Source organism: Meridianimarinicoccus sp. MJW13, from assembly GCF_014901205.1.
In the GTDB taxonomy this organism is placed as follows: Bacteria; Pseudomonadota; Alphaproteobacteria; order Rhodobacterales; family Rhodobacteraceae; genus Meridianimarinicoccus.
The window spans coordinates 131,806-154,061 of the sequence record NZ_JACNMU010000003.1 but is presented as its reverse complement, the minus strand read 5'-3'; the positions used below and the strand labels follow the sequence as shown (position 1 = coordinate 154,061).

The following is a 22,256-nucleotide window of genomic DNA, read 5'->3' as shown; positions in this document are numbered from 1 at the left end:
CGGAAAAGTCCAGCTTCCGGCGGTCCAAGCTTGGGGAGCAGTGCTGTCGCCACGGGCTTACTGAATCGCCTTGAGCCCCGGATAGGCCGCACGAAACCCCGCATATGCATCCTCGAACGCGGCGCTCCGGCTCCTGTCCGGGAGAATTTCGTCACGTATCTCGGGTGACGTGATGATACTTTCCGGCGCCTCGCCTGAAGCTGCAATCATGCCCAATCGCGCCGCCCCAAGTGCAGCTCCAAATTCACCTGAGGCCGGCAGTTGAAGCGGGACGTCAAGGACAGTGGAGATCATTCGAAGCCAATATCGTGACGCGCTACCCCCACCGATCGCGATGAGGCTTTCCAGCTTTGCGTCCGTCGCCTTCAGCGCGTCAAAACTGTCGCGCAATCCGAAGGCCACACCTTCGAGTACGGCACGGGTCAACTCCTCGCGCGTGGTGCATGTTGAAAGCCCGGTAAAGCCGCCCCGGATCTCTGCATCGTTGTGTGGCGTTCGCTCCCCTGACAGGTATGGCAGGAACCGCGTGGAAGACGGCGGCAAGAGGGAGTCCCCAAGCGCGCTTGTCAATTCCGAAGGTTTCTTGCCGACGATCCGGGCCAGCCAATTGAGACTGTCGGTTGCCGACAACATGACCCCCATCTGGTACCAACGTCCCGGCAACGCGTGGCAGAAGGTGTGTACCGCAGTTTCGGGAGCTGGCCGGTAACCGTCACGGGCGGCAAGCAAAACGCCCGAAGTGCCGAGCGAAGCGAAGCCCTGGCCTTCGTCCAATGCACCGATGCCACAGGCGGCGGCGGCATTGTCGCCCGCTCCTCCTGCGACCGTCACCGGTCCGCCGAGGCCCCATTTTTTGGCCAACCGGTCCCGAAGATCTCCGGCAGCCTCCGACCCTTCGACCAGACGCGGCATCTGATCGATGTGCATGTGACTGGCTTCGAGCAGACGTCCAGACCAGGTCCGCCCGCCAACATCCAGCCAGGACGTGCCCGCGCTATCGGACATGTCCGCAACGTAATCGCCGGTGAGATAGTAGTTCAGATAAGCTGCGGGAAGCAGCACTTTCGCGACTTTTGAGAATACTTCTGGTTCGTTTTTACGGACCCATTCCAACTTGGGCGCGGTAAAGCCGGGAAAGACGATGTTTCCCGAAAGCGCGCGCACGCCTTCGCTGGCATCAAGGCGGGCGGCTTCTGCATGCGAGCGGCTATCGTTCCACAGGATGCAAGGCCTCAGGACATCGCCGGATGAATCCAGCAGGGTCGCGCCGTGCATATGTCCTGCCACGCCAATGCCACGCAGATCCGCGAAAGCGGGATATGTGCCGCGCATCTCGTCGATCGCGGCCTCCAGCGCCGCGATCCAGTCGGCCGGGTCCTGCTCGGACCAGCCGGGGTGTCGATGGACGGCTTCGTAGTGCCGCTCGGTCGCACCGATGGGTGTTCCATCACCGTCCACAAGCAACGCGCGCAGGCCGGAGGTTCCAAGATCAATGCCAAGAAAGGTCATTCAGGCGCCCTTCAGGTAAATTTTCAGCGCGGCTTCCATGCCGTCACGGTAGATAAGGTTCAGCCAGCGGGCAAATGACCCCGCGAAGCGCGGGTCATCGGCGAGGTCACCGTAGAGATTCCGTTGTGCCAACCAGGCTGCCGGTGATGATTTGGCTTCCTTCGCAGCGGCGTTCAACTGATCCCAGAACGGGTCGTTCGGCGATATCTCGGAACCATCGTCGCGTGTGCCTTCGCACATGCGGGCCCAGGCCGCCTCGACCAGTGCCAGACCGTCCAGCGGAGCGTCGGCGGCAAGCGCGTCGCGGACCGTAGGCAGGACCATGCCGGTGTGCCGTGAGGATCCGTCGAAAGCTATACGACGGATGGTATCGATGATCCGGGGATTGGAGAAGCGCGTTTCGACAAGGTCCACATAAGCCGCCGGCGTCATCCCCGGAACCGGCGTGACATGTGGCACGATCTCTTCCATTTCGACCTTTCGGAAAAGAGCCGCGACCTGCGGGTGCTGCTTGGCCTGAGAGACGGTTTCGATTCCCAGGACCTCGGCCACGTTGGCGATTACCTGGTGTCCAGCGTTCAGGATGCGGATTTTCTGCGCCTCGTACCCATGCACATTGTCCGAAAACTGCGCGCCTGCCTTCGCCCAGTCCGGGCGCCCGGCACAAAAATCGTCCTCGATCACCCATTGCCGGAAGTTCTCATGCGTTACCGGGGCGGCGTCGTCGATCCCCATCTCGCGGACCAACGCGATTTCCTTGGACCCGGTGGCCGGAACGATGCAGTCGACCATTGAATTGGGAAACGCACAATTGCCGTCAATCCAGTGGGCCAGGTCCGGGTCGCTCAACCGTGCGAGCGATACCACTGTCTGGCGCAGGATGGCGCCGTTGCCTTGCAGATTATCGCAGCTTTGTACGGTAAAGGGACCGATCCCCTGGTCCCGGCGCAGTTTCAGCGCCGCGACAATGGCTCCGAAAGCCGTCCGTGGGGTGCCGGGGTTGGCCGCGTCGTGCCGGACGTCGTCATGCGTCTCATCGAAGCCCTTTGTAACAGGATCGATGTAATACCCGCCTTCGGTCACAGTGAGTGAGACGATGCGGATATTGGCCTCCGCCATCTGTTCGATCAACGGGCCGTTGCCGTCTTCGATCGGAACATAGCCGATCATCGACCCCACGACCTCGCCTGAGATCCCCGATGGATCCAGTTCGATCAGCGTGGTCAGACAGTCCTGCGCCGTCAGTTTGGCGCGCATTAGGTTGTCATACGGGCGCACACCCGCTCCGACAATTGCCCAGTCCTGCGCCAGACCGCTTTGCATCAGGCGGTGCAGATACCAGGATTGGTGCGCCCTGTGAAAATTGCCCAAGCCGATGTGGACAATTCCAGCCGTCAGTTTGCTCCGGTCGTAGCCGGGCTTTTCGATGGCTTTTGGCACGCTTCCAAGCGTTTCGTTCGAAAGGGCGATCATTTTGTCACGTCTTCCGTGTATGATTGGATGAACCGTTCGACTGCCGCGAGGTGTTCAAAGACCTCGATTGCACCAGCCTCGCGCAGCAGGGCAGTATGCTGATCCCGTTTTCCATCAAGATGTTGCCCACCAACAAAGCCGATGGCCGGAATGCCCGCTGCACGCGCCCCACGGATGCCATGCGGAGAATCCTCCAGGACCAGACAGTCGGCGGCATTCAGGTCAAGCCGGTCCAGTGCCAGCAAGAACAGGTCTGGCGCGGGCTTTCCGTTCGCGACCTCTTCCGCGCTGCATGCCGTGTCCGTGAACCAGTGATCGAGACCCGCCAATTCAAGCGTGGCCACCATGCGCCGCAGTGACCCTCCGGTCGCAATCGCCATTGCGGTGCCTTGCTGTTGGAGGCCGGACAGCAGCGTTTCGGCGCCGGGGATTGTGAACAGTTTGCTCTCGTATGACGCAAGCAATCTGTTCTCAACCCGTTGGGCGAAATCCTCGGGGACGGGGCCTTCAAGCCGCTTTGCAACAAACTCAGCGATGACAGGCATCGCGACTCCGAGGAACCGGTCGCCAATCTCGCGTGCGCTTGCGTCCCGAATCCCGAGCGCACGCATTTCGATGGCGATTGCCTCGAGTGACAACGGTTCGCTGTCAACGAGGCAACCATCGAGATCAAATATGACAGCCCGTTTTCTGTGCATTGGACGTTCCCTCTTCCATGGAGTCTCAGGACGAAGGATATTCAAAGGCGTCGCTCGGTTTCCCGGTCGAACAGATGCACGTCATCCGGGTTGATGATGAAACCCAATTTCGATCCGGGGCGCGCGTTGATGCGGTCCTTGACCAGGGCGTCGATCAGGTCCTTGCCGGACCGCGCGAAAATCTGGGTCTCCGACCCGGTCGGTTCGACCACAACCACTTCCATCGGTACACCCCCATCTCCGATCTGAATGTGCTCGGGGCGAATGCCATAGGTCACGTCCTGCCCTTCCCGGGCGGCCGTCTCTGGCAGCGGCAGGGAAAGCCCGCTTTCGGATACGAAAACCCGGCGGTCGCCCTCGGACGCGATCTTGCCGTGCACGAAATTCATCGACGGCGAGCCGATGAAGCTGGCGACAAAGGTGTTGTCGGGATTGTCATAAAGATCCAGCGGCGAGCCGATCTGTTCCACACGTCCATCACGCATGACGACGATCTTGTCGGCCATGGTCATGGCTTCGATCTGGTCGTGGGTCACATAGACGATAGTGGTTCCAAGGCGCTGGTGCAGCTCTTTGATTTCGACGCGCATGGTGACGCGCAGCTTGGCATCAAGGTTCGACAGCGGTTCGTCGAACAGGAACACTTGCGGATCCCGCACGATGGCACGGCCCATGGCCACGCGCTGGCGCTGGCCCCCAGAAAGTTCCTTGGGATAGCGCTTGAGGTACTTGGTCAGATCGAGGATATCGGCCGCCTTGGTGACCTTTTCGTCGATCTCGGACTGCGGTCGCTTCGCCATCTTTAACGGGAAGCCGATATTGTCGTACACCGTCTTGTGCGGATAAAGGGCATAGCTCTGGAACACCATGGCGATGTCCCGCTCCTTGGGCGGAATGCCGTTTACCACGCGCTCGCCAATGGAGATCGTTCCATCGTTGATCTCTTCCAGGCCCGCAAGCATCCTGAGAAGCGTGGACTTGCCGCAACCCGAGGGACCGACCAGGACGACGAATTCGCCGTCTTCGATGTCGACGCTGACGCCATGCATGACCTGCACGTTGCCGTAGCGTTTGAAGACGTCTTTTATTGTGACGTTGGCCATGTCGCGGTCCCCTATTGCGGAAGTACGATTTGCATCTTCACATCCGCCGGAGGGGCGGAGGCGGCGATCTCGAACGCGTTTACGCTGTCCGAAAACTCGAATGTTCTGGTGATGAGCGGTTTGACGTCGATGGCGCCCGAGCTGAGCATGCCGACGCAGCGCGGAAATACGTGGGCATACCGGAAGATGTTCTCGACTCGCGCCTCGCGCACCATGGCTGCGCCTGCATCGTACTGGATAGGATCCGGCTGGCCGCCGATCATGACGACGCAGCCGCCAGGACACAGCGGTTCGAACACGGTCTTGGCGGCATGCGGCGATCCGGTGGCCTCGAAGACGAGGTCCACACCCCACCCGTCGGTGTCGCGTTTGACGACATCGACAACGCTTTCGGATTTGACGTTCACAGGGGTGATGGCCGCGCTGAGCGATCCCGCAATCTCGAGCTTCTTCTCAGACAGGTCGGTCACGTAGACCCGCGCGCAGCCCGCGGCCAAGGCCGCCAGTGCTGTCACCAACCCGATGGGCCCCGCTCCCATGACAACCGCATTGTCGCCAGGCTTTACCCGTGCCTTGGTGGCAGCATGGACCCCGACCGCCAGCGGCTCGACCATTGCGGCTTCGGCGAAGCTGACGTTGTCAGGCAGGAGGAAGGTGAAGGCCTCTGGGTGCACGCAGGTCGGACGCAGGATGCCGTGCACGGGCGGTGTTGCCCAGAAACGCACCGCCGGATCGATGTTGTACATGCCCAGTTGCGTCGCCCGGCTGTTGGGATCGGGAATCCCAGGTTCCATGCAGACACGGTCGCCCGTCTTCAGTGTCTGCACCTCCGCACCGACCTCGATCACGGTGCCCGAGGCCTCGTGTCCCAGGATCATCGGTTCGTTCACCACAAACGGCCCGATACGCCCGTGCGTGTAGTAGTGGACGTCCGATCCGCAAATGCCGACGGTGTGCAGCTTGATGCGGACATCGCGCGGCCCCAGCGTTTCTTCGACCCGGTCAATGGCGGGGAAGTCCCGCAGGTTGATTTCGTCTTTCTTCTCAAGAACAAGCGATTTCATGCCTCAACCTTTCCTGATGATGATGAATGCCACAACAAGCGCAATGGCGTTGGAGATCCAGATGGACAGCCCGGCTGGTTCCAGAAACCGGAACCAGAACAGCGACAGGGCGATCCAGATCACGACTGAAATGAACAGACGGTCGAACCAGTTCGTCTCGATTGGCAGGAAACCGGCGCTATTCTCGGGAATGGGGGGTGCGCTTTCCTCTTCATGGAGCGCCGAGGCGAGCGGTGCTTCGTGTTGGTCACTCATGGTCTTATCCTTTCACCGCGCCAAAGGTCAGACCCGCGACGATGTGCTTCTGCACAAGGCCGAAGACGATCAGGGCCGGGATCAGCGTGAAGACCGAGATCGTTGCCATGACCCCCCATTCGGTGCCGGTTGTCGTCACGTATTCGGACAGACCGGTGGTCAGTGTGCGCGCGTTGAAGTTGGTCAGGGTGGCGGCCAGCAGGTATTCGTTCCAGGCGAAGACCCAGGTCAGGATCAAAGTCACGGCAAGACCGGGACGACAGAGCGGGAAGACAACCTCGGTGATGACCTTCCACGGGCTGGCACCGTCGACATAAGCCGCCTCATCCAGCTCTTTCGGAATCCCGTCTACAGTTGGACGAAGCGTCCAGATCGCGAATGGCAGGTTGAAGGTGCAGTAAACCAGGATCATGCCGATCCGCGTGTCCAGCAGGTTCCAGTCGCCGACCGCATAGACCTGGGTCATCAGCAGAAAGAGCGGCAGCAGGAACACCGCCGGAGGCGCCATGCGGTTGGTGATGGTCCAGAAGAAGATCGATTCCTTGCCGCTCATGTTGAACCGCGACAGCGCATAGCAGGCGAAGAACCCGAGCACAGTGCAGAGCACCGCATTTCCGGTCGAGATGATGACCGAGTTCAGCATGTAGCTGCGCAAAAGGCGGTCGCCCCAGACCTTGGCATAGTTGCCCCAGTAGGGATCCGACAGGATCAGTTCGGGCGTCGAGAAAAGTTGCACCGCGGGCTTCACCGATATGACGAACAGCCAGTAGATCGGGAACAGGGTCAGCAGGCTGATGAGACTCCAGAAAACAATTCCAATGATCGGGTTTTGCTTTTTCATGGCCTCAGTCCTTCTTGCTGCGGGGTGCAAGCATGGTCACGTAGAGCAACCAGCAGGCGACGATTGTGAGGTAGAGAACGATGACGGAAATGGTTGATCCGTAGCCGTAGTTCGTTTTTGGGAACACTTCCTTGAAGATGTGCACACCCACGAACCGGGTCGCAGAGCCAGGCCCGCCTCCGGTGAGCATCCAGACCTCGTCAACCGTTCTCAAGGCATCCATCAGGCGGATGAAGACGGTCGCGACGACGGCGGGTGCAATCATCGGTAGCGTGATGTGCCAGAAGATCTGGCGCTTGTTGGCGCCATCGATCTGCGCCTGTTCGAATGGATCGGGCGGCAGCGAAACCAGCGCGGCGATCAGCGTCAGTGTCACCAGCGGGGTCCAGTGCCAGATATCCATGATGACGACGGTTGCGAATGCGGCCGGGGCGGATGTCCCGATGTTCATGGTGATCCCGAACCACTCGTCCAGGAAATGCGGAATGATCCCGATCGAGGGCGTTGTCATCAGTTTCCAGACAGAGCCGACAATGATCGGCGCCATGATCAACGGCAGCGTATGGATCGTGCGAAAGATCGCTTTGCCCGGAAAATCGCGCATGAATGCCTGGGCCAGCACATAGCCAAGGATCAATTCGGACAAAACGGCGAAGATGACGAACATGACCGTGACGCCAACCGATTTCAGGAAGGCCGGGTCGAAGACGATCTGGCGAAAGTTGTCGGCGCCGTTGAACACCATCTCGGGATTGACGGCGAACGGGTTCCATTGATGAAAGGACACGTACACGACGTAGATGAATGGCAGGACACCGAAGAAGAACAGGATGACCAGTGTCGGGGCCAGAAGAATCCAGCCAAGTCTCTTGGATTGCATGACGCACCTCTGCTGTTGTCGATGCCCGATTGCGACACCGGCTAAGCCTTTAATGAGTATTTCTTGCTTGCGGCGCGGGCCGCCGCCTGAATGCGGCGGCGGCCCTTTCGGCAACCTGTAGGGAGGTCAAGTTACTTGCGGTAGCCCAGCTCGGTCAGAGTGGATTCCGCTGCGGCCGCCATCTGGTCCAGACCTTCCTGGACGCCAAGGTCTCCGAGCAGGATCTGGTAGAAGATCGGCGCGGTCGCTTCGCGGACCTGAGCGTGGAACGGATAGGCCGGCGCGCCTGCGAACAGGTAGCCCTTGTCCTTGATCAGGTCATAGTAGCCGCTCAGCTTTGCGTTCATCTCCTGAACCTTCGGGTCATCGTAGGTCGCGGTGTTGGTGACACGCGGAGCGGCAACCGCCCAGTCGGGCTGAACTTCATTCTGGCCGATGTACTGCAGGAACAGCGCGGTGGCTTCCTTGTTCTTGGAGGAATGCGGCATGCCGAATGCACCGCCATCGTAGTAGCCGATGTAACCTGTGCCACCTTCGACTTCTTCGAGGATGCCGTCTTTCAGCGGCGGCAGCGCAACACCGACCTTGCCGACAACCAGAGACTTGCTCTCATCGGCAGCGATCCAGCCAGCGTTCTCACCGTAAACCAGGCCCTGTGCGGCACGGCCAGCGCCGAAAGTGGTGCCCACTTCGGTCCAGGTCGACGCGGGGCTTTCCGGCGGGGCGATGTCACGCATGGACAGCCACCATGTCATCGCCTCGACGGCTTCCGGCCCGTTCATTTCGCCGCCGTTTGCAACCGATGCGGCGTAGTTGTTGTCGGCGTCGATGCCCCAGTTGTAAACGCCGAAGGTTGGTGCAACCGACTCGTAGTATTCGTACCACGATGCCACGTGACCGGTATGGGCCTGGGCGGTGGTGCCCCATAGGTCCATATCGTTCGCTTCGCCGTACTCGGTGAAGAACTGCGCGATCTCGGCATATTCTTCATGGGTTGTGGCGGGAACGAGATCACGGCCGGTCTGGCTCTTGAACGCCGCTTGGATGTCCGGATCGTTGAAGAGGTCGGTCCGGTAAAGATAGACCTTCAGGAAGGCTTCCATTGGCACGCCATAAAGGTGGCCGGCATCATCTTTGAAGTAGTCCGCGAAGGTGGTGAAGTTGCCCTCGTCGTAGGTCGGGGCGTTCAACTCCGGGTTGTCTGCCAGGAACTGTGTCAGGTCGGTCAGGAAGTCGCGGGACAGATACGAATAGATGATGTCCTGTTCGATATAGGCCATGTCGTAGATGCCGGTGCCGGCTTCCATGTCCTTGATCGCCTTGTCGAACATCTGGTCCCAGGACGTGGTTTCGACATCGACCCGAATGCCGGTCAGAGCTTCGAATTCCGGCGCGAGGACTTCGCGGATGTAAAGCGACGGCGGCGACGATTCTGTTACGCCGCGGATGGTGACACCCTGATAAGGCTCGGCGGCCGATTTCCACCAGGCTTCGTCAATTTCAGCGAATGCCGATGTGGCGGCAACGGTAAGTGTAAGCGCGGACGCGCCCATCTTGAATGCAAAGCTCACTGCTTTCCTCCCATTTTTGACAGAGCGCAGCGCACGCTATCGAACGCACTATGCGAATCGTCTCGCGCCACCTCCCAACGCTACAATGCAAGTGCATCGCCTTACATGCAAGTGTAATTATTCATATGTATGTGTTGCCAAACATATGTATCTGTGCCAGCTTTCTGTCAAAGTTGTCGGGAGTGACGCCTGCATGTCTGGGAGGACTTCAGCTTGGGACGCGAACCAATCGAGGACAGCGACGCCTTCGTAACTGAGGTCTGCTGGCACTACTATGTGAACGAAATGACCCAAGCCGATGTTGCCCGCCATATGGGTGTCACAAGGCTACGCGTGAACCAGGCAATTCAAACGGCGAAATCTCTGGGCTTTGTAAAAATTCAGATTGAATCGCCGTTCCTGCCCCGTGTTGAGTTGCAGGAGAACCTGAAAGAGGCGCTGGGTCTTCAGCGCGTCGTCATAGGACCGGCAAACGAGGCGGATTACGACTACCACAAGGCCGTCGGGGCGGCGCTGGCGGCTCTGCTCGCAGAACGTCTGGCGGCCGGCGGCTGGACATCGCTTGGTGTGTCTTGGGGCTTGACGCTTGACGCCGCTATTAGAAAGCTCACGCGTCAGTCGCATCCAGGCTTGGAAGTTTTGTCGATTCTCGGTGGTACGGCCGAAGGATCAACACTGAACTCGTTTGGGATCGCGTCCGGATTTGCCAATGTGCTCGGCGCGAGCTTCTCGGTCCTGACTGCACCAATCTACCTGTCCGAAGGTATCGATCGCGATCTCTTCCTGTCACAATACGCATTGAAAGAGCATTTCGAGAAACTCAAATCCCTGGATGCAGTCCTTCTGACCTGTTCGAACGTTTCAGAGAAATCGTTCCTGGTTGAACACGGGCTTCCGCACGAACTTACACCAGAGACGTTGATCGAGGCAGGAGCCATCGGCGATGTGCTTGGTCAATTCTTGGATCGGGATGGCGCTTCCGTGTCCGAGGCGGTGGACAACCGCACCGTCGGAATGCCGCTTGATCAGGTTTTGGCTGTCCCGGAAAAGATCATGGCGGCCGCGGGTCCACACAAGGTCGAGATTATCAAAGCTGCCTGCAAACGCGGCCTCGTCGATACGCTGGTCACGGATGACGTCACCGCACGACTACTGCTTGAGGACAAGTCCGTCCAAAGCAGCGCTGCAGAATAGCCGGCGAAGGATCGAATGCGAAGGTTGGGAATTCACTCGTTCGTCTGGACCGGCGGTCAGACTCAGGCCGGGCCCGAAATGGCACTGGAGACATCAGCCGAACATGGCCACCCCTGCATCAAGGTCGCCAACCACTGCCCAAAGCAGTTCAACAGGGACCGGCTCGCCAGAAAGGCAGAAGGACACAACGTGCAGATCGGCGTCACCATTGGCCTTCCGGTCAGCAAGGACCTGTCGTCCGATGACCCGGAAGGGGTCAATGCGGGCAACGGCCATCTTGCAGCGCATGCAAAGATCTTCATCGAATTGAAATCGGCAGAGCCTCGCCGCGCCACCAATGCGAGGGCATCGCGATGACGTTGGCACCGGACAGTCTTGGCCCAACGGTTTGCATCGGCGAAGTGCTTTCCGAAATCGTCGCCACGACCGTTGGGAGGGGCTTTTCCGAACCGCTACCGCTGATCGGGCCCTATCCCAGTGGCGCACCGGCGATCTTCATTGACCAGTGCGGGCGATTTGGCGGATCGGCTGCGATGATCGGTGCGGTCGGCGACGATGATTTCGGTCGCGTGATCATCGACCGGTTGCGGCGAGATAACGTCGATGTTTCCGGGATCTGCGTCGATCCAAAGCTGCCCACCGGAACAGCGTTCGTTCGCTACCGCCCCGATGGGGACCGGGACTTCGTGTTCAATATGTGGACGTCCGCCGCCGGAAACCTGGCCTGGACGGACGCCGTGGACGCCATCGTATCACGTGCCGGGCACCTGCATGTCATGGGAACCCTGTTGGGCAACGCAACCGTCTGGCCAATGATCGAACGGGCTGCGGACATCATATCGAAACGGGGCGGCAGCATTTCACTCGATCCCAACATGCGCAAGGAATTGCAGGCTGATGCAGAAACCGGCGCACGTGTCGCTGCGATGGTCGCGATGTCCGACCTGCTGTTGCCGTCCGGAGAAGAACTGTTTGTCGCCGCCGGCCTGTCACCGGATGCAAGCGAGGAGAACGCGTTGGAGCAGTTATTCGGCACTGGCGTTTCGGAGATTGCAATCAAACGCGGCAAAGATGGATCAAGCTGTCATGACGCCGACGGCACCTTTACGCGTGCGCCCGCCTTCATCGTTGAAGAACTAGACCCAACCGGTGCCGGCGACTGCTTTGGCGGCGCCTATGTTGCGGCGCGGCGACTGGGCTTGAGCACCCAACAATCCCTGACCTATGCCAACGCCGCCGGTGCACGCAACGTGACGTTCCGCGGCCCGATGGAAGGCGCGGGAACGCGGGCGGAACTGGACACATTCATTCAGCAGACGGAGCGCGCAAAATGACCGCGATTGAATTGACGGACCTTGCGCGGCTGCATCGTTCAGGACAAGCGCGGGGGATCACGTCTGTCTGCTCCGCCCATCCCATCGTTCTGCGCGCCGCCCTGCGTCACGGACGCGCGAAGGGCAGTACCGTCCTGATCGAAGCGACCTGCAACCAGGTCAACCATGTCGGCGGCTACACAGGCATGACCCCTACCGACTTTGCCGAACTGGTCTATGACCTTGCCCGAGAAGAAGGTTGCCCACATGAATTGATCGTGCTTGGCGGCGATCACCTGGGTCCCAATCCGTGGCGGCACCTTCCCGCGGGCGAGGCGATGGAGCAAGCCTGCGACATGATGGAAGCCTATGTCAGCGCCGGTTTTCGCAAACTCCACCTTGATGCCTCCATGGGATGTGCAAACGAACCGGCGGCGCTGAATGACGAAGTGACGGCGCTACGTGCCGCGCGGCTTGCGCGTCGCGGAGAGGAGGCGGCCGCGAAATCCGACCTGCCGCTGCCGCTTTACATCATCGGAACCGAGGTTCCTCCGCCCGGCGGCGCAGACCATGCGCTGGATGACATCACGCCGACAGCGCCTGACGCCGCCCGCACGACGATCGCGGTCCACCAGGAGATTTTCGAGGCACACGGTCTTTCGGAAATGCTGGGTCGCGTCATTGGCCTGGTTGTCCAGCCCGGTGTGGAATTCGGAAACCACAACGTCATTCCCTATGACGCCAACAAGGCGCGTGACCTGATCCGGGTTCTGGAATCGCATGACGGTCTCGTATTCGAGGCCCATAGTACGGACTATCAGGGCACTGGCCCTCTCTCGGAATTGGTCAGGGGCGGGTTTTCGATCCTCAAGGTCGGGCCGGAGTTGACCTTCGTTCTTCGCGAGACGCTCTATGCGCTGGACCTCATTGCCAGCGACATGCTGCCCAATTATGGCGACCGACCGCTCTACCACGCGATGGAAGAGGTGATGCTGGCCGAACCGGAGAACTGGGCCCGCCACTATCATGGCACGGACTCGGAACGACGCGTCATGCGCCATTACTCCCTTTCGGATCGCATCAGATACTACTGGACAGACCAGAAGGCGCAATCCGCTGTTGCGGATCTGCTGGCCGCACTTCGTGGTAAAACAGTACCGCTGCCCCTGATGTGGCAACATCTGCCACGCGCGGCGAGCGCCGCTGGACAGCCACTCGACCCCGAAGCGCTCCTGATCCGGCGCGTCGGCGATACCCTGGCGGAATATCATTCTGCCTGCATTATCCAGGAGGTCTGACCAATGTCGCTTTCGCAGTTTCGCCTTGAAGGAAAGATTGCCCTGATCACCGGTGGAAACCGGGGCATCGGGCTTGCGACCGCGCAACTCTTCGCCAAAGCCGGTGCACGGTGCATGTTGACGGCGCGTTCCGAAACGGACGACTCCCGTGCCCTGACCGACACTGGCGAACACGCGTTTCATGCCGCCGACATAACGGCTCCTGCCTCGCCTGACGAACTGGTCGAGGCAACTCTCGAACGTTTTGGCAGGATCGACATTCTGGTCAACAATGCCGGCGTGGCTGACGGCGGCGATTTTCACGATTTCGATGACGCTCGGCTGGCCCGGATCATGGATACGAACCTGATTGCGCCGTTCCGGGTCGCCCGCTCGGCCGTGCGGCCAATGCTGGCGCAGTCGTCCGGCGCCATCGTCAATATCGGCTCCATTTCAGGCTATGTCGCGAACAAGCCGCAACTTCAGGTGGCCTACAATTCCTCGAAAGCGGCGATCCATCAGATGACCTCCGTCATGGCTTTCGAATATGCCGCCCGCGGAATTCGGGTCAATGCACTGGCACCGGGATACATCCGCACCCGCATGGCAATCGACGGGATGGAAGATCCGGAAATGAGCAAGGTCTGGGCCGACAATACGCCAATGGGCCGCTTTGGGACCCCGGAAGAGATGGCCAATTGCGTGCTGTTTCTGGCCTCGGATGCCGCCTCCTTCGTCACGGGGGCCACGCTGGTCGCCGATGGCGGATACATCACACATTGAGGAACACACCAATGAGCACGCAATTCGAAGGAAAGACTGTTATCGTCACGGGCGCCGGAAAAGGCATCGGACGGGCCTGCGCAGTGGAAATGGCCAAACGTGGCGCATCCGTCTTTGCCATGGCCAGGACCAAGTCCGACCTGGATCGTCTGAGCGACGAGACCGGCTGCCGCTCTATCATCGTCGACCTGATGGACAATGCGGCCGCCCGCGCCGCAATGAAAGAGGCCGGAACCTGCGATTTCCTCATCAACTGCGCCGGAACCAATGTCCTGGAAACCGTGCTCGACATGACGGACGAGGGCTATGAAGCCGTGATGGGCATCAACCTGCGCGCGGCCCTGATTTGTGCCCAGGAATTCGCGCGGGCGCGCGTGGCGGCCGGGGGCGGCGGCTCAATCCTCAACGTGACGTCCATTGCTGGGCACCGCGGGTTCGACGAACACATGTGCTACGCCGCCTCGAAGGCCGGTCTTGAAGGAGCGACCCGTGTCATGGCCAAGGAACTTGGCGTCCATGGCATCCGCGTCAATGCCGTCGCGCCAACCGTGACGATGACCGAACTCGCCGCCGCGGCATGGTCCGATCCTGCCAAGAAAGACCCGATGATGGTGCGCCACCCGATTGGCCGCTTTGCAGAGGTCGAAGACGTGGCCAAATCCATTGTCATGCTTCTTTCCGACGATGCCCCCATGGTGACCGGCGCCGTCCTTCCCATCGACGGCGGTTTCCTCGCCGTCTGAGCGTCTCAAGCTGAATAAAAGGAGGCCGACATGGCCGAATCTCTCAACGGAAAAATCGCGGCCGTCACCGGCGCCGCCTCTGGTATCGGCCTTGCCGCCACCGAAGCACTGCTGGCCGAAGGCGCCACGGTCGTCATGGTGGACCGGGACGAAGATGCCCTGAAAGCCTGCATTGACCGGCTTGGCGACAAGGCCATTGCGCAGGTCACGAACTTGCTCGATGCCGAAAGCTGCAAGGCGATGGTCCCGTCGATCCTCGAAAAGGTGGATCACATCGATATTCTCTATTGCAACGCCGGGACCTATATCGGTGGCGATCTCGACGAGACCAACCCCGACACAATCGACCGGATGCTGAACCTCAACGTCAACGCCGTGATGAAGAACGTCCTCGCGATCATCCCGCACATGAAAGACCGTGGCATTGGCGACATCTGGGTCACCTGTTCGGTCGCCGGCCACTCTGCCATTCCGTGGGAACCGGTGTATTCCGGATCCAAGTGGGCGATCACCTGTTTCGTCCAGACCATGCGCCGCCAGCTTCGCGAACACGGCATTCGCGTAGGCCAGGTCTCTCCCGGCCCCGTGGTTTCGGCGCTGCTGGCCGACTGGCCTGCGGACAGGCTGCAAAAGGCCAAGGACAGCGGTTCTATCATCGAACCGACCGAGGTGGCGGACGCGCTCGTCTTTGCGCTGACGCGTGGGCGCAACGTGACGATCCGGGACATGATCGTGCTGCCCACGGCGTTCGACATCTGAGGCCATGAAGGCATTCGCCGGGAAGTCCGTCCTGATCACTGGTGCCGCGGGGGACTTCGGCAGGGGCACGCCCGAGGCTTTCTCCGCAGCGGGGGCTGACCGGCCCTGCGCGAAATCCCTCACCGCATGGAGAGCCTGCGCCACCTTTGAAGGAGCAGTTGATTGCGAAAGAGCCGTTTCTCCGAGGCGCAGACAATCGGGATGATCAAGGAGCAAGAGGCGGACATGCCGACCGCGGCCACAGTCTGCAAGCTGAAGTACAAGTATGGCGGGCGGGAAGTTTCCGATGCACGACAGCCCCCCTGTGCTGCCGATGTCCACGACCTCGTCGGAACTTGGGGCCCGTAACGCAACAGTCCCCCTGAAACGACCCCGTTACCGAAGTCTGGAGCCTAGAAGGGGTCACGCGGCGCATGACCCCTTTTCACGGTTACTTCAGTTTTCCCGGCAAGCTCAAATCACCAGACGCAATGTCGAAGACATCAACAACGCAAAGCAGCGGTGCGTGAATGTTGGCATTCACCCGCAAGGCAGATGTCACGCCATCATAGGCGACGCCCTCCAGTTCAACGTCATGGCCGAAGGCCACATTCACGGAAATTTCGGGACCATCGAACAGCGGCGTGAAGCCGGGACTGTCCAGAAAGATCGGCAGGCCGGGCCATGTGGCCGGCATCCTTGGCGTTTCACCGTCGGGTATGTCGCGCACAGCCAGCGCACCGGGACCACAGGCTTCGGTCGGCGTGAGAACAACCCAGTGACTGTGCCAGATCACACCGTCATTCGCCGGATCGCCATCGTTGTTTTCATCGTAAAGCGGCGTGTCGTCGAAGTCAGGGTGACTTGTTGCGGCCAAGGCCAGAATTCCTGTGCCGCCCTCAAAATCAACTGCCGATGGGTCAAGTGACGTTGGCCAGACGTAGGAGAGCACCTCTGCACCGCCGAGCGCACCCGTCGCTGCAGGCAGGTCAAAACCTGCGACTCCATTTGTGGTCATGTGGAAGGTCACGACATTGCCTTTGCGGTGCGCATGCGCGCCCAGAATATCGAATGAGGCAATCTTGGACGGGTCCGCGTCTGACAGGATGGCGCCGTCCTGCGTGACTGCATGGGCGTGTTCGCCATCCGCCCAGGCGGTGCCGCTGGTCAGGGCAAGTGTGGTCGCAATGTAGAGGGAGAGTTTCATGGCCGGTTCCTTTATGGATTGTGTGTTTTTATTAGTAGCGAATCGAAACTATTGCAATGATTATTTCGAGTCGCTACTAGAGGGTATGGAGACCGATCTCTACATTCGTGAACTGATCAACCGGCTGGCGCGCCTTGATGCGGCATCCGGCTGGGACGGCGATCTGAATCCGACACAACGTGCGGTGTTGGCCTATCTTGGGCGGGCCAACCGGTTTTCTCGAAGCCCCTCGCATGTCGCCGAATATCTGGGAACGACCCGAGGCACGATCTCGCAGTCATTCAAATCGCTGCAACAAAAGGGTTACGTGTCCGAGCTGCGCTCTAGTCGCGACAAACGGACCATTAGCTTTGCATTGACCCCCAAGGGAGAAGGAATTGCGCAGACGGTTAGTAACCTGGATCACAGTCTTTCGGAGCTGAGCGACTCGAAGAAACAAGCCTTGCAGGCAACGTTGACCGAGGTTCTCAGACGGTTCGTACAGCAAAACGATGGACGTGCCTTCGGCGTTTGCAAAACCTGCATCCATTACAAAGCGTCCAGTTCCGGGGGATTTTGCACGTTGCTTTCCGAGCCGCTATCGCCCGAAGACTCATCTCTGATCTGCCATGAACAGCAAAGCGCATGATGGCAGGTTCCTTCACCCCAATTATTGACGGATTGTTCCTCGGCAAGCTGGCGCATCGGTGCAGAAGCTGACGTGCCGCCACGACAAGGCCACCTCTATACGTTCGCATCAGCTTTCGAGGCGAACCAGTCAAAAGTGGCCTGGACGGCCGATCCACGCTTCGCCCCGCGTTCGGCCAGTAGATAGAAATCATGCTCCCCCGGGAGGGTATCCGGACAGACCTGCACGAGACGGCCCTCGGCAATGTCGCGCGTCGCAAGGAAGCTGCTGACGAGCGCAATCCCCTGCCCCGAGAGAGCCGCGTCCATGGCAAGAGCCGTCTGGCTTAACCGCAGACCGCGTCCGCCGCGATCTTCGACATTCAAATGCCTCAGGAAGGCGGGCCAGAGACCATGGGCATCGTGCAGCTTGGGCAAGCACGACAGCGCCTCAGGATCGAGTGGCAAGCTGTGCCCGCCGACAAGGGCGGGTGACGCGACCGCGATGATCTCCTGGCGAAAAATCCGAACAACCTCCAACGCCGCACCAAAGGGTGGCTTTCCCTGACGGATCGCCAGATCGATCCCGTCGCCGTGAAAGCGCGACACCCTTTCGGTGGCAAGAACCGCAAGGTCGATCTCCGGATGCGCGGCCGAGAACTCCGGCAGGTTGGGCATCAGCCACTTCGCCGCGAATGTCGGCGTGACGCTGACCAGAACCTTGCCCGGCTCGGGGCGCAGGGTCTCGGTGGCGGCGCGCAGGTCGTCGAAGGCTGTGGCGACGAGCGTATGATACCCGCGTCCCGCAGCCGTAAACGCCAGCCCCTTGGGCAATCTTTCGAAGAGCTTCACGCCCAGATGTGCTTCGAGCTGCCGCACCTGTTGGGCGACCGCCCCCTGCGTCACGCCCATCTCTTCGGCGGCAGCGCGAAAATTGAGATGACGGCCCGCCACATCGAAAGCACGCAAGCCGTTGAGAGACGGAAGATGGGTCATCTGACAATAGTAATGTTACTGTCAGACAAGATCAAATCTGGCGCGAAACCGAACCGGGAAAGACCTAGATTGGCGACAGGACAGAATTGGAGCGCGCGATGTCAGTAGAAAAAGTAGCATTGATCACGGCTGGCGGCAGTGGAATGGGGGCCGATGCCGCCCGTCGGTTGGCGGCAGACGGTTTCCGGGTCGGGATATTGTCGTCTTCCGGCAAGGGTGAGGCGCTCGGTCAGGAGCTGGGCGGTTTCGGCGTGACGGGATCGAACCGGGACGCGGACGATCTGAAGGCACTGGTGCAAGGTGCCACCGACCGCTGGGGCCGTATCGACGTGCTGATCAACTCTGCCGGACATGGCCCCAAAGGCCCGGTCCTGGATATATCCGACGACGACTGGCACACGGGAATGGAAGTCTATCTGCTGAACGTGATCCGGCCCGCGCGGCTGGTCACGCCGCTGATGCAGGCGCAGGGCGGCGGCGCGATCATCAACATATCGACCTTCGCGGCCTTCGAGCCTGACCCGCTCTTCCCGACCTCTGGTGTGTTCCGCGCGGGCCTGGCCGCGTTCACGAAGCTCTACGCGGACAAATACGCGGGCAAGAACATCCGCATGAACAACGTCCTGCCGGGGTTCATCGACAGCCTGCCCGAGACAGAGGATCGCCGCGCCCGCATCCCGATGGGCCGTTACGGGCGCGCAGAGGAGGTGTCGTCGCTGATCTCGTGGCTGGCATCGGATGGAGCGGCCTACATGACCGGCCAGAATCTGCGGATCGACGGAGGTGTGACCCGTGCCATCTGATCACGTTCTCGCCGCCCCGGCGACGGGACGGCTCGCCTTCACCGTCAAATGGGTCGCCTCGATCATCCAGATCATGGGCTACACGGCCACGGCCTTCGGCTGGACGCCCTGGAACCTCTACCTGTTTCTCGTGGGCGTCCTCGGCTGGTTCGCTGTCGGCGTGCTCTGGAATGACCGCGCGATCATGCTGATCCACATCGTCGCCCTCGGGGCCATGCTTGCCGGGATGAGCAGCAGCTGACTTCAAACGGCTTGGCAAGGGTTGCTAAAACTCAAACGTTTCGGTGGCCCGCAAAAACGACCCGTAGTGGTGAAGAACTCGACCTCCCACATGTTGTGCTTGGGTTGTGCCCCAAGACCTGGTGTAATTTGTTCGACCAGCACCCTCATCCGCTCACGGCCAAGGATGGGGGCGGTGCTCACGGCAGAGGTCATCGCCTGCACGGGCGACATGCGCTGCATGACGAAATGCAAAAGCCCCATTGTTTCGTAGGCTTCGCGTCCGCAAGGCTACAGTGCTTCAGCCGTCCCTTTGGCGTCTTTCTCCCATTGGAGAATTGAAGAACCAGGCAGTTGTGTCGTATTCTAGCGAAAAGAGACCCCCCGTTGAAAATCGCACTCTGGCAAACCTCTCCGCTACATGACCCACACCAGGCGCTGGCGGCGCTGGACCAAACTGCGCGGCGGGCCCAGGCCCAGGGTGCCCAGCTGGTCCTGACGCCAGAGATGACCTTGGGCGGGTACAATGTCGGTCCCGATCGGTGCAAGACGCTGGCCGCTTCGGCGGATGCCCTGATTGACGCGCTGAAACCCATTGCCAAGAAACACCGGGTCGCGCTGGTCGTGGGCCTTGCGCTGCCGGGACCAGACAATCCGTACAATGGCGTCATCGTGATCGATGCGGCAGGGGTCGAGCGGCAACGCTATCACAAGACCCATCTCTACGGGGGCGTCGATCGACGCCAGTTCGCCGCGGGCGCGGCGCTTTCCGGGGTCTTTGATCTGAACGGCTGGTCCATTGGCCTGGCGATCTGCTACGACATCGAATTTCCCGAAGTGGCCCGCAACCTGGCCCTGCAAGGGGTTGATCTGATCCTCGTGCCAACCGCGAACATGAAGCCCTTCGACACTGTCGCCACCCGGCTGGTCCCGGCCCGCGCCGAGGAAAACGCGGTCTATCTTGCCTATGCGAACTACGTCGGCGCCGAAGGGGAATTCGACTACGGCGGCCTGTCCTGCATCTGCGCTTCGGACGGCACCGACCTTGCGCGGGCCTCCGGAGATGCGCCTGACCTGCTGTGCGCGACCCTGGATCATGTCGCGCTTGCGGCCTGCCGCAAGCTTCAAAACCACCGCGCCGACCGACGTCCGGAATTGTACGAGCGCCTCATAGCCAAAGGTCAAATCGATGAATAAAGTCTCTGTCTTCGGCCCGGATTTTCCATTCGCCTATGACGACTGGATCACGCATCCCAAGGGTTTGGGCCATCTGCCGGAAACCGCCCATGGCGCCAAGGTTGCGATCATCGGCTCGGGCGCTGCGGGGATCATCGCGGGCTACGAGCTGATGAAGCTCGGCGCCCGCCCGGTGGTGTTCGAGGCGGGCCAGTTCGGCGGTCGCCTGCGCTCGCAGCACTTCGAAGGGGCCGATGGGGTCATCGCAGAGCTGGGCGGCATGCGATTTCCGGTCTCGTCCACCGGGTTCTATACCTATGTCGACAAGCTGGGGGTCCAGAGCGAACCGTTTCCAAACCCGTTGACCCCGGCCGCAGGCTCGACCGTCATCGACCTGCTGGGCAAGACCCATTACGCCGAGACCCTGACCGACCTTCCGCCATTGTTTCACGAGGTCGCGCAGGCCTATGACAAGGCGTTGGAGGATGGCGCGAATTTCTCCGCCCTGAAACAGGCGATCCGCGACCGGGACCGCGCCCGGGTCAAGGAAATCTGGAACCCCATCGTCGAGCAATGGGACGAACGCACTTTCTATGATTTCGTCGCCTCATCCGAGGCCTTCCAGGCCTTGTCGTTCCACCACCGCGAGGTCTTCGGCCAGGTCGGGTTTGGCACCGGCGGCTGGGATTCCGATTTCCCCAATTCGATGCTGGAAATCCTTCGGGTGAACGTGACCGAATGCGACGACCACCAGCGTTACATGGTGGGCGGGGTCGGTCAGGTGCCGCACCTGCTGTGGACCCATGTTCCCGACAATCTGACCCATTGGCCCGCCGGCACCACGCTGTGCAAGCTGAACGGCGGGGCCACCCGGTCGGGCGCCGTCCGGATCAGGCGGCAGGGCGACAAGTTCGAGGTCACCGATCAGTGGAAGCGGGCAGAGTCCTTCGACGTGGTACTTGTCACCTGCCAGAGCCACCTGCTGTCCACGGTGATCGAGACCGAGGAGCGCCTGTTTGCGCATGAATTGTGGATGGCGCTGGACCGGACCCGCTACATGCAGTCGGCCAAGACCTTTGTGATGGTCGACCGGCCGTTCTGGAAGGACAAGGATCCGAAGACCGGCCGCGACGTGATGTCGATGACCCTGACCGACCGGATGACCCGCGGCACGTATCTGTTCGACAACGGGCCCGACAAGCCCTCGGTCATCTGCCTGAGCTATTCCTGGATGACCGACGCGCTGAAAGTGCTGCCCCTGACGGTGGAACGGCGGGTGGAACTGGCGCTTTCATCGCTGGCGAACATATACCCCGGCGTCGACATCCGGTCCCATATCCTTGGCGATCCGATCACCGTCAGCTGGGAGGACGATCCCAACTTCCTGGGTGCTTTCAAGGGCGCCCTGCCTGGGCATTATCGCTACAATCACAGGATGTTCGGCCATTTCATGCAGGACGACCTGCCACCGCACGAACGCGGCATTTTCATGGCCGGCGACGGCGTCAGCTGGACACCGGCCTGGGTCGAAGGGGCGGTGCAAACTTCGCTTAACGCGGTGGCCGGGATCATCCGGCACCTGGGTGGCGGATTCCACCCCGAGAACCCGTCTCCCTGCGACAGCTACCCGGAATGGGGTCCGATCAAACTGTCGGAATGATCGCCTCTTGCCGCGGCTCGACCAGGTCCGGAAAGCGGGGTGCCACGCGAGGGCTCGCGCAAAGCTAGCAACAGCAGGTTGTCGCGGAAAGGGTGCGCGGGGCCGTGTAACTGGCGGCCGTCCCCGGCCCGACGATCATCTGGCCCG

General features: G+C 60.6%; 23 protein-coding genes and 1 pseudogene. 13 read left to right on the top strand and 11 right to left on the bottom strand.

Annotation, left to right across the window (positions count from 1 at the left end):
• Positions 1 to 57: 57 nt before the first annotated feature.
• The 9 genes from xylB to H8B03_RS06340 all read right to left on the bottom strand — a co-directional run bounded on the left by xylB (position 58) and on the right by H8B03_RS06340 (position 9,394).
• On the bottom strand, positions 58 to 1,509 hold the full coding sequence (xylB, locus tag H8B03_RS06380) for a xylulokinase (RefSeq protein WP_193140899.1): 1,452 nt from the start codon (positions 1,507 to 1,509) through the stop codon (positions 58 to 60).
• Complete coding sequence (locus tag H8B03_RS06375) at positions 1,510 to 2,982, bottom strand: mannitol dehydrogenase family protein (RefSeq protein WP_193140898.1); 1,473 nt, start codon at positions 2,980 to 2,982, stop codon at positions 1,510 to 1,512.
• On the bottom strand, positions 2,979 to 3,680 hold the full coding sequence (locus tag H8B03_RS06370; protein WP_193140897.1) for an HAD family phosphatase: 702 nt from the start codon (positions 3,678 to 3,680) through the stop codon (positions 2,979 to 2,981). The genes H8B03_RS06375 and H8B03_RS06370 overlap by 4 nt, the downstream gene beginning before the upstream one ends.
• 41 nt (positions 3,681 to 3,721) lie before the next feature.
• Positions 3,722 to 4,783, bottom strand: a complete 1,062-nt coding sequence (locus H8B03_RS06365; protein WP_193140896.1) for an ABC transporter ATP-binding protein — start codon at positions 4,781 to 4,783, stop codon at positions 3,722 to 3,724.
• 11 nt (positions 4,784 to 4,794) lie between these two features.
• On the bottom strand, positions 4,795 to 5,847 hold the full coding sequence (locus H8B03_RS06360) for an NAD(P)-dependent alcohol dehydrogenase (RefSeq protein ID WP_193140895.1): 1,053 nt from the start codon (positions 5,845 to 5,847) through the stop codon (positions 4,795 to 4,797).
• Positions 5,848 to 5,850: 3 nt separating this feature from the next.
• The gene (locus H8B03_RS06355; protein WP_193140894.1) at positions 5,851 to 6,102 is read right to left on the bottom strand and encodes a DUF2160 family membrane protein; all 252 of its coding nucleotides are present in this window, start codon (positions 6,100 to 6,102) and stop codon (positions 5,851 to 5,853) included.
• Positions 6,103 to 6,106: 4 nt separating this feature from the next.
• Positions 6,107 to 6,943: a carbohydrate ABC transporter permease gene (locus H8B03_RS06350; RefSeq protein ID WP_193140893.1), complete on the bottom strand. Its 837-nt coding sequence runs from the start codon at positions 6,941 to 6,943 to the stop codon at positions 6,107 to 6,109.
• Between the two features lie 4 nt (positions 6,944 to 6,947).
• Complete coding sequence (locus H8B03_RS06345; protein WP_193140892.1) at positions 6,948 to 7,823, bottom strand: carbohydrate ABC transporter permease; 876 nt, start codon at positions 7,821 to 7,823, stop codon at positions 6,948 to 6,950.
• 131 nt (positions 7,824 to 7,954) lie between these two features.
• Complete coding sequence (locus tag H8B03_RS06340) at positions 7,955 to 9,394, bottom strand: extracellular solute-binding protein (RefSeq protein ID WP_319022441.1); 1,440 nt, start codon at positions 9,392 to 9,394, stop codon at positions 7,955 to 7,957.
• 213 nt (positions 9,395 to 9,607) lie between these two features.
• Between H8B03_RS06340 and H8B03_RS06335 the strand changes: the two genes are divergently transcribed.
• From H8B03_RS06335 to H8B03_RS06300, 8 genes and pseudogenes are all read left to right on the top strand, one after another.
• Positions 9,608 to 10,588, top strand: coding sequence for a sugar-binding transcriptional regulator (locus tag H8B03_RS06335; RefSeq protein ID WP_193140891.1), 981 nt, complete (start codon positions 9,608 to 9,610; stop codon positions 10,586 to 10,588).
• A gap of 78 nt (positions 10,589 to 10,666) precedes the next feature.
• The gene (locus H8B03_RS06330; RefSeq protein ID WP_193140890.1) at positions 10,667 to 10,945 is read left to right on the top strand and encodes a hypothetical protein; all 279 of its coding nucleotides are present in this window, start codon (positions 10,667 to 10,669) and stop codon (positions 10,943 to 10,945) included.
• Positions 10,942 to 11,922: a sugar kinase gene (locus H8B03_RS06325; RefSeq protein ID WP_226925748.1), complete on the top strand. Its 981-nt coding sequence runs from the start codon at positions 10,942 to 10,944 to the stop codon at positions 11,920 to 11,922. The genes H8B03_RS06330 and H8B03_RS06325 overlap by 4 nt, the downstream gene beginning before the upstream one ends.
• Positions 11,919 to 13,199: a D-tagatose-bisphosphate aldolase, class II, non-catalytic subunit gene (locus H8B03_RS06320; protein ID WP_193140889.1), complete on the top strand. Its 1,281-nt coding sequence runs from the start codon at positions 11,919 to 11,921 to the stop codon at positions 13,197 to 13,199. Before H8B03_RS06325 ends, H8B03_RS06320 begins: the two co-directional genes overlap by 4 nt.
• 3 nt (positions 13,200 to 13,202) lie before the next feature.
• Positions 13,203 to 13,961 carry an SDR family NAD(P)-dependent oxidoreductase gene (locus tag H8B03_RS06315; RefSeq protein WP_193140888.1) on the top strand — a complete coding sequence of 253 codons (759 nt, stop codon included), beginning with the start codon at positions 13,203 to 13,205 and terminating at the stop codon, positions 13,959 to 13,961.
• An 11-nt stretch (positions 13,962 to 13,972) separates the two neighbouring features.
• The gene (locus H8B03_RS06310) at positions 13,973 to 14,704 is read left to right on the top strand and encodes an SDR family oxidoreductase (protein ID WP_193140887.1); all 732 of its coding nucleotides are present in this window, start codon (positions 13,973 to 13,975) and stop codon (positions 14,702 to 14,704) included.
• A 30-nt stretch (positions 14,705 to 14,734) separates the two neighbouring features.
• A complete protein-coding gene (locus H8B03_RS06305; protein ID WP_193140886.1) occupies positions 14,735 to 15,463 on the top strand; it encodes an SDR family oxidoreductase in 729 nt (242 codons plus the stop codon).
• Between the two features lie 162 nt (positions 15,464 to 15,625).
• A pseudogene (locus H8B03_RS06300) lies at positions 15,626 to 15,754 on the top strand (IS3 family transposase); the annotation flags it as partial.
• A gap of 139 nt (positions 15,755 to 15,893) precedes the next feature.
• On the opposite strand, the gene H8B03_RS06295 reads toward H8B03_RS06300, so the two are convergent.
• Positions 15,894 to 16,649, bottom strand: coding sequence for a hypothetical protein (locus tag H8B03_RS06295; protein ID WP_193140885.1), 756 nt, complete (start codon positions 16,647 to 16,649; stop codon positions 15,894 to 15,896).
• Here H8B03_RS06295 and H8B03_RS06290 point away from each other — a divergent pair.
• Positions 16,648 to 17,277 carry a MarR family winged helix-turn-helix transcriptional regulator gene (locus tag H8B03_RS06290; RefSeq protein ID WP_226925747.1) on the top strand — a complete coding sequence of 210 codons (630 nt, stop codon included), beginning with the start codon at positions 16,648 to 16,650 and terminating at the stop codon, positions 17,275 to 17,277. The two genes, H8B03_RS06295 and H8B03_RS06290, sit on opposite strands and share 2 nt — an antisense overlap.
• 95 nt (positions 17,278 to 17,372) lie before the next feature.
• On the opposite strand, the gene H8B03_RS06285 is transcribed toward H8B03_RS06290, so the two are convergent.
• Positions 17,373 to 18,251 (bottom strand): LysR substrate-binding domain-containing protein, encoded by an 879-nt coding sequence (locus H8B03_RS06285; RefSeq protein ID WP_193140884.1) that lies wholly within the window; start codon positions 18,249 to 18,251, stop codon positions 17,373 to 17,375.
• A 98-nt stretch (positions 18,252 to 18,349) separates the two neighbouring features.
• On the opposite strand from H8B03_RS06285, the gene H8B03_RS06280 reads away from it, so the two are divergent.
• The 4 genes from H8B03_RS06280 (at position 18,350) to H8B03_RS06265 (ending at position 22,109) form a co-directional block, all read left to right on the top strand.
• On the top strand, positions 18,350 to 19,054 hold the full coding sequence (locus tag H8B03_RS06280) for an SDR family oxidoreductase (RefSeq protein ID WP_193140883.1): 705 nt from the start codon (positions 18,350 to 18,352) through the stop codon (positions 19,052 to 19,054).
• Positions 19,044 to 19,295 (top strand): DUF6552 family protein, encoded by a 252-nt coding sequence (locus H8B03_RS06275; RefSeq protein ID WP_193140882.1) that lies wholly within the window; start codon positions 19,044 to 19,046, stop codon positions 19,293 to 19,295. The genes H8B03_RS06280 and H8B03_RS06275 overlap by 11 nt, the downstream gene beginning before the upstream one ends.
• Positions 19,296 to 19,660: 365 nt before the next feature.
• The gene (locus H8B03_RS06270) at positions 19,661 to 20,470 is read left to right on the top strand and encodes a carbon-nitrogen hydrolase family protein (RefSeq protein ID WP_193140881.1); all 810 of its coding nucleotides are present in this window, start codon (positions 19,661 to 19,663) and stop codon (positions 20,468 to 20,470) included.
• Entirely contained in the window at positions 20,463 to 22,109 is a 1,647-nt protein-coding gene (locus tag H8B03_RS06265) for an NAD(P)/FAD-dependent oxidoreductase (protein WP_193140880.1), read from the top strand. Before H8B03_RS06270 ends, H8B03_RS06265 begins: the two co-directional genes overlap by 8 nt.
• Positions 22,110 to 22,256 lie beyond the last annotated feature (147 nt).

Bases quoted from the DNA above. Each gene is read 5' to 3' on its own strand.
- H8B03_RS06310 (WP_193140887.1), top strand. From the start codon at position 13,973: ATGAGCACGCAATTCGAAGGAAAGACTGTTATCGTCACGGGCGCCGGA.
- H8B03_RS06345 (WP_193140892.1), bottom strand. From the start codon at position 7,823: ATGCAATCCAAGAGACTTGGCTGGATTCTTCTGGCCCCGACACTGGTC.
- H8B03_RS06325 (WP_226925748.1), top strand. From the start codon at position 10,942: ATGACGTTGGCACCGGACAGTCTTGGCCCAACGGTTTGCATCGGCGAA.
- H8B03_RS06375 (WP_193140898.1), bottom strand. From the start codon at position 2,982: ATGATCGCCCTTTCGAACGAAACGCTTGGAAGCGTGCCAAAAGCCATC.
- H8B03_RS06290 (WP_226925747.1), top strand. From the start codon at position 16,648: ATGGCCGGTTCCTTTATGGATTGTGTGTTTTTATTAGTAGCGAATCGA.
- H8B03_RS06320 (WP_193140889.1), top strand. From the start codon at position 11,919: ATGACCGCGATTGAATTGACGGACCTTGCGCGGCTGCATCGTTCAGGA.
- H8B03_RS06350 (WP_193140893.1), bottom strand. From the start codon at position 6,943: ATGAAAAAGCAAAACCCGATCATTGGAATTGTTTTCTGGAGTCTCATC.
- H8B03_RS06370 (WP_193140897.1), bottom strand. From the start codon at position 3,680: ATGCACAGAAAACGGGCTGTCATATTTGATCTCGATGGTTGCCTCGTT.
- H8B03_RS06265 (WP_193140880.1), top strand. From the start codon at position 20,463: ATGAATAAAGTCTCTGTCTTCGGCCCGGATTTTCCATTCGCCTATGAC.
- H8B03_RS06365 (WP_193140896.1), bottom strand. From the start codon at position 4,783: ATGGCCAACGTCACAATAAAAGACGTCTTCAAACGCTACGGCAACGTG.
- H8B03_RS06280 (WP_193140883.1), top strand. From the start codon at position 18,350: ATGTCAGTAGAAAAAGTAGCATTGATCACGGCTGGCGGCAGTGGAATG.
- H8B03_RS06295 (WP_193140885.1), bottom strand. From the start codon at position 16,649: ATGAAACTCTCCCTCTACATTGCGACCACACTTGCCCTGACCAGCGGC.
- xylB (WP_193140899.1), bottom strand. From the start codon at position 1,509: ATGACCTTTCTTGGCATTGATCTTGGAACCTCCGGCCTGCGCGCGTTG.
- H8B03_RS06285 (WP_193140884.1), bottom strand. From the start codon at position 18,251: ATGACCCATCTTCCGTCTCTCAACGGCTTGCGTGCTTTCGATGTGGCG.
- H8B03_RS06355 (WP_193140894.1), bottom strand. From the start codon at position 6,102: ATGAGTGACCAACACGAAGCACCGCTCGCCTCGGCGCTCCATGAAGAG.
- H8B03_RS06315 (WP_193140888.1), top strand. From the start codon at position 13,203: ATGTCGCTTTCGCAGTTTCGCCTTGAAGGAAAGATTGCCCTGATCACC.
- H8B03_RS06305 (WP_193140886.1), top strand. From the start codon at position 14,735: ATGGCCGAATCTCTCAACGGAAAAATCGCGGCCGTCACCGGCGCCGCC.
- H8B03_RS06360 (WP_193140895.1), bottom strand. From the start codon at position 5,847: ATGAAATCGCTTGTTCTTGAGAAGAAAGACGAAATCAACCTGCGGGAC.
- H8B03_RS06330 (WP_193140890.1), top strand. From the start codon at position 10,667: ATGGCACTGGAGACATCAGCCGAACATGGCCACCCCTGCATCAAGGTC.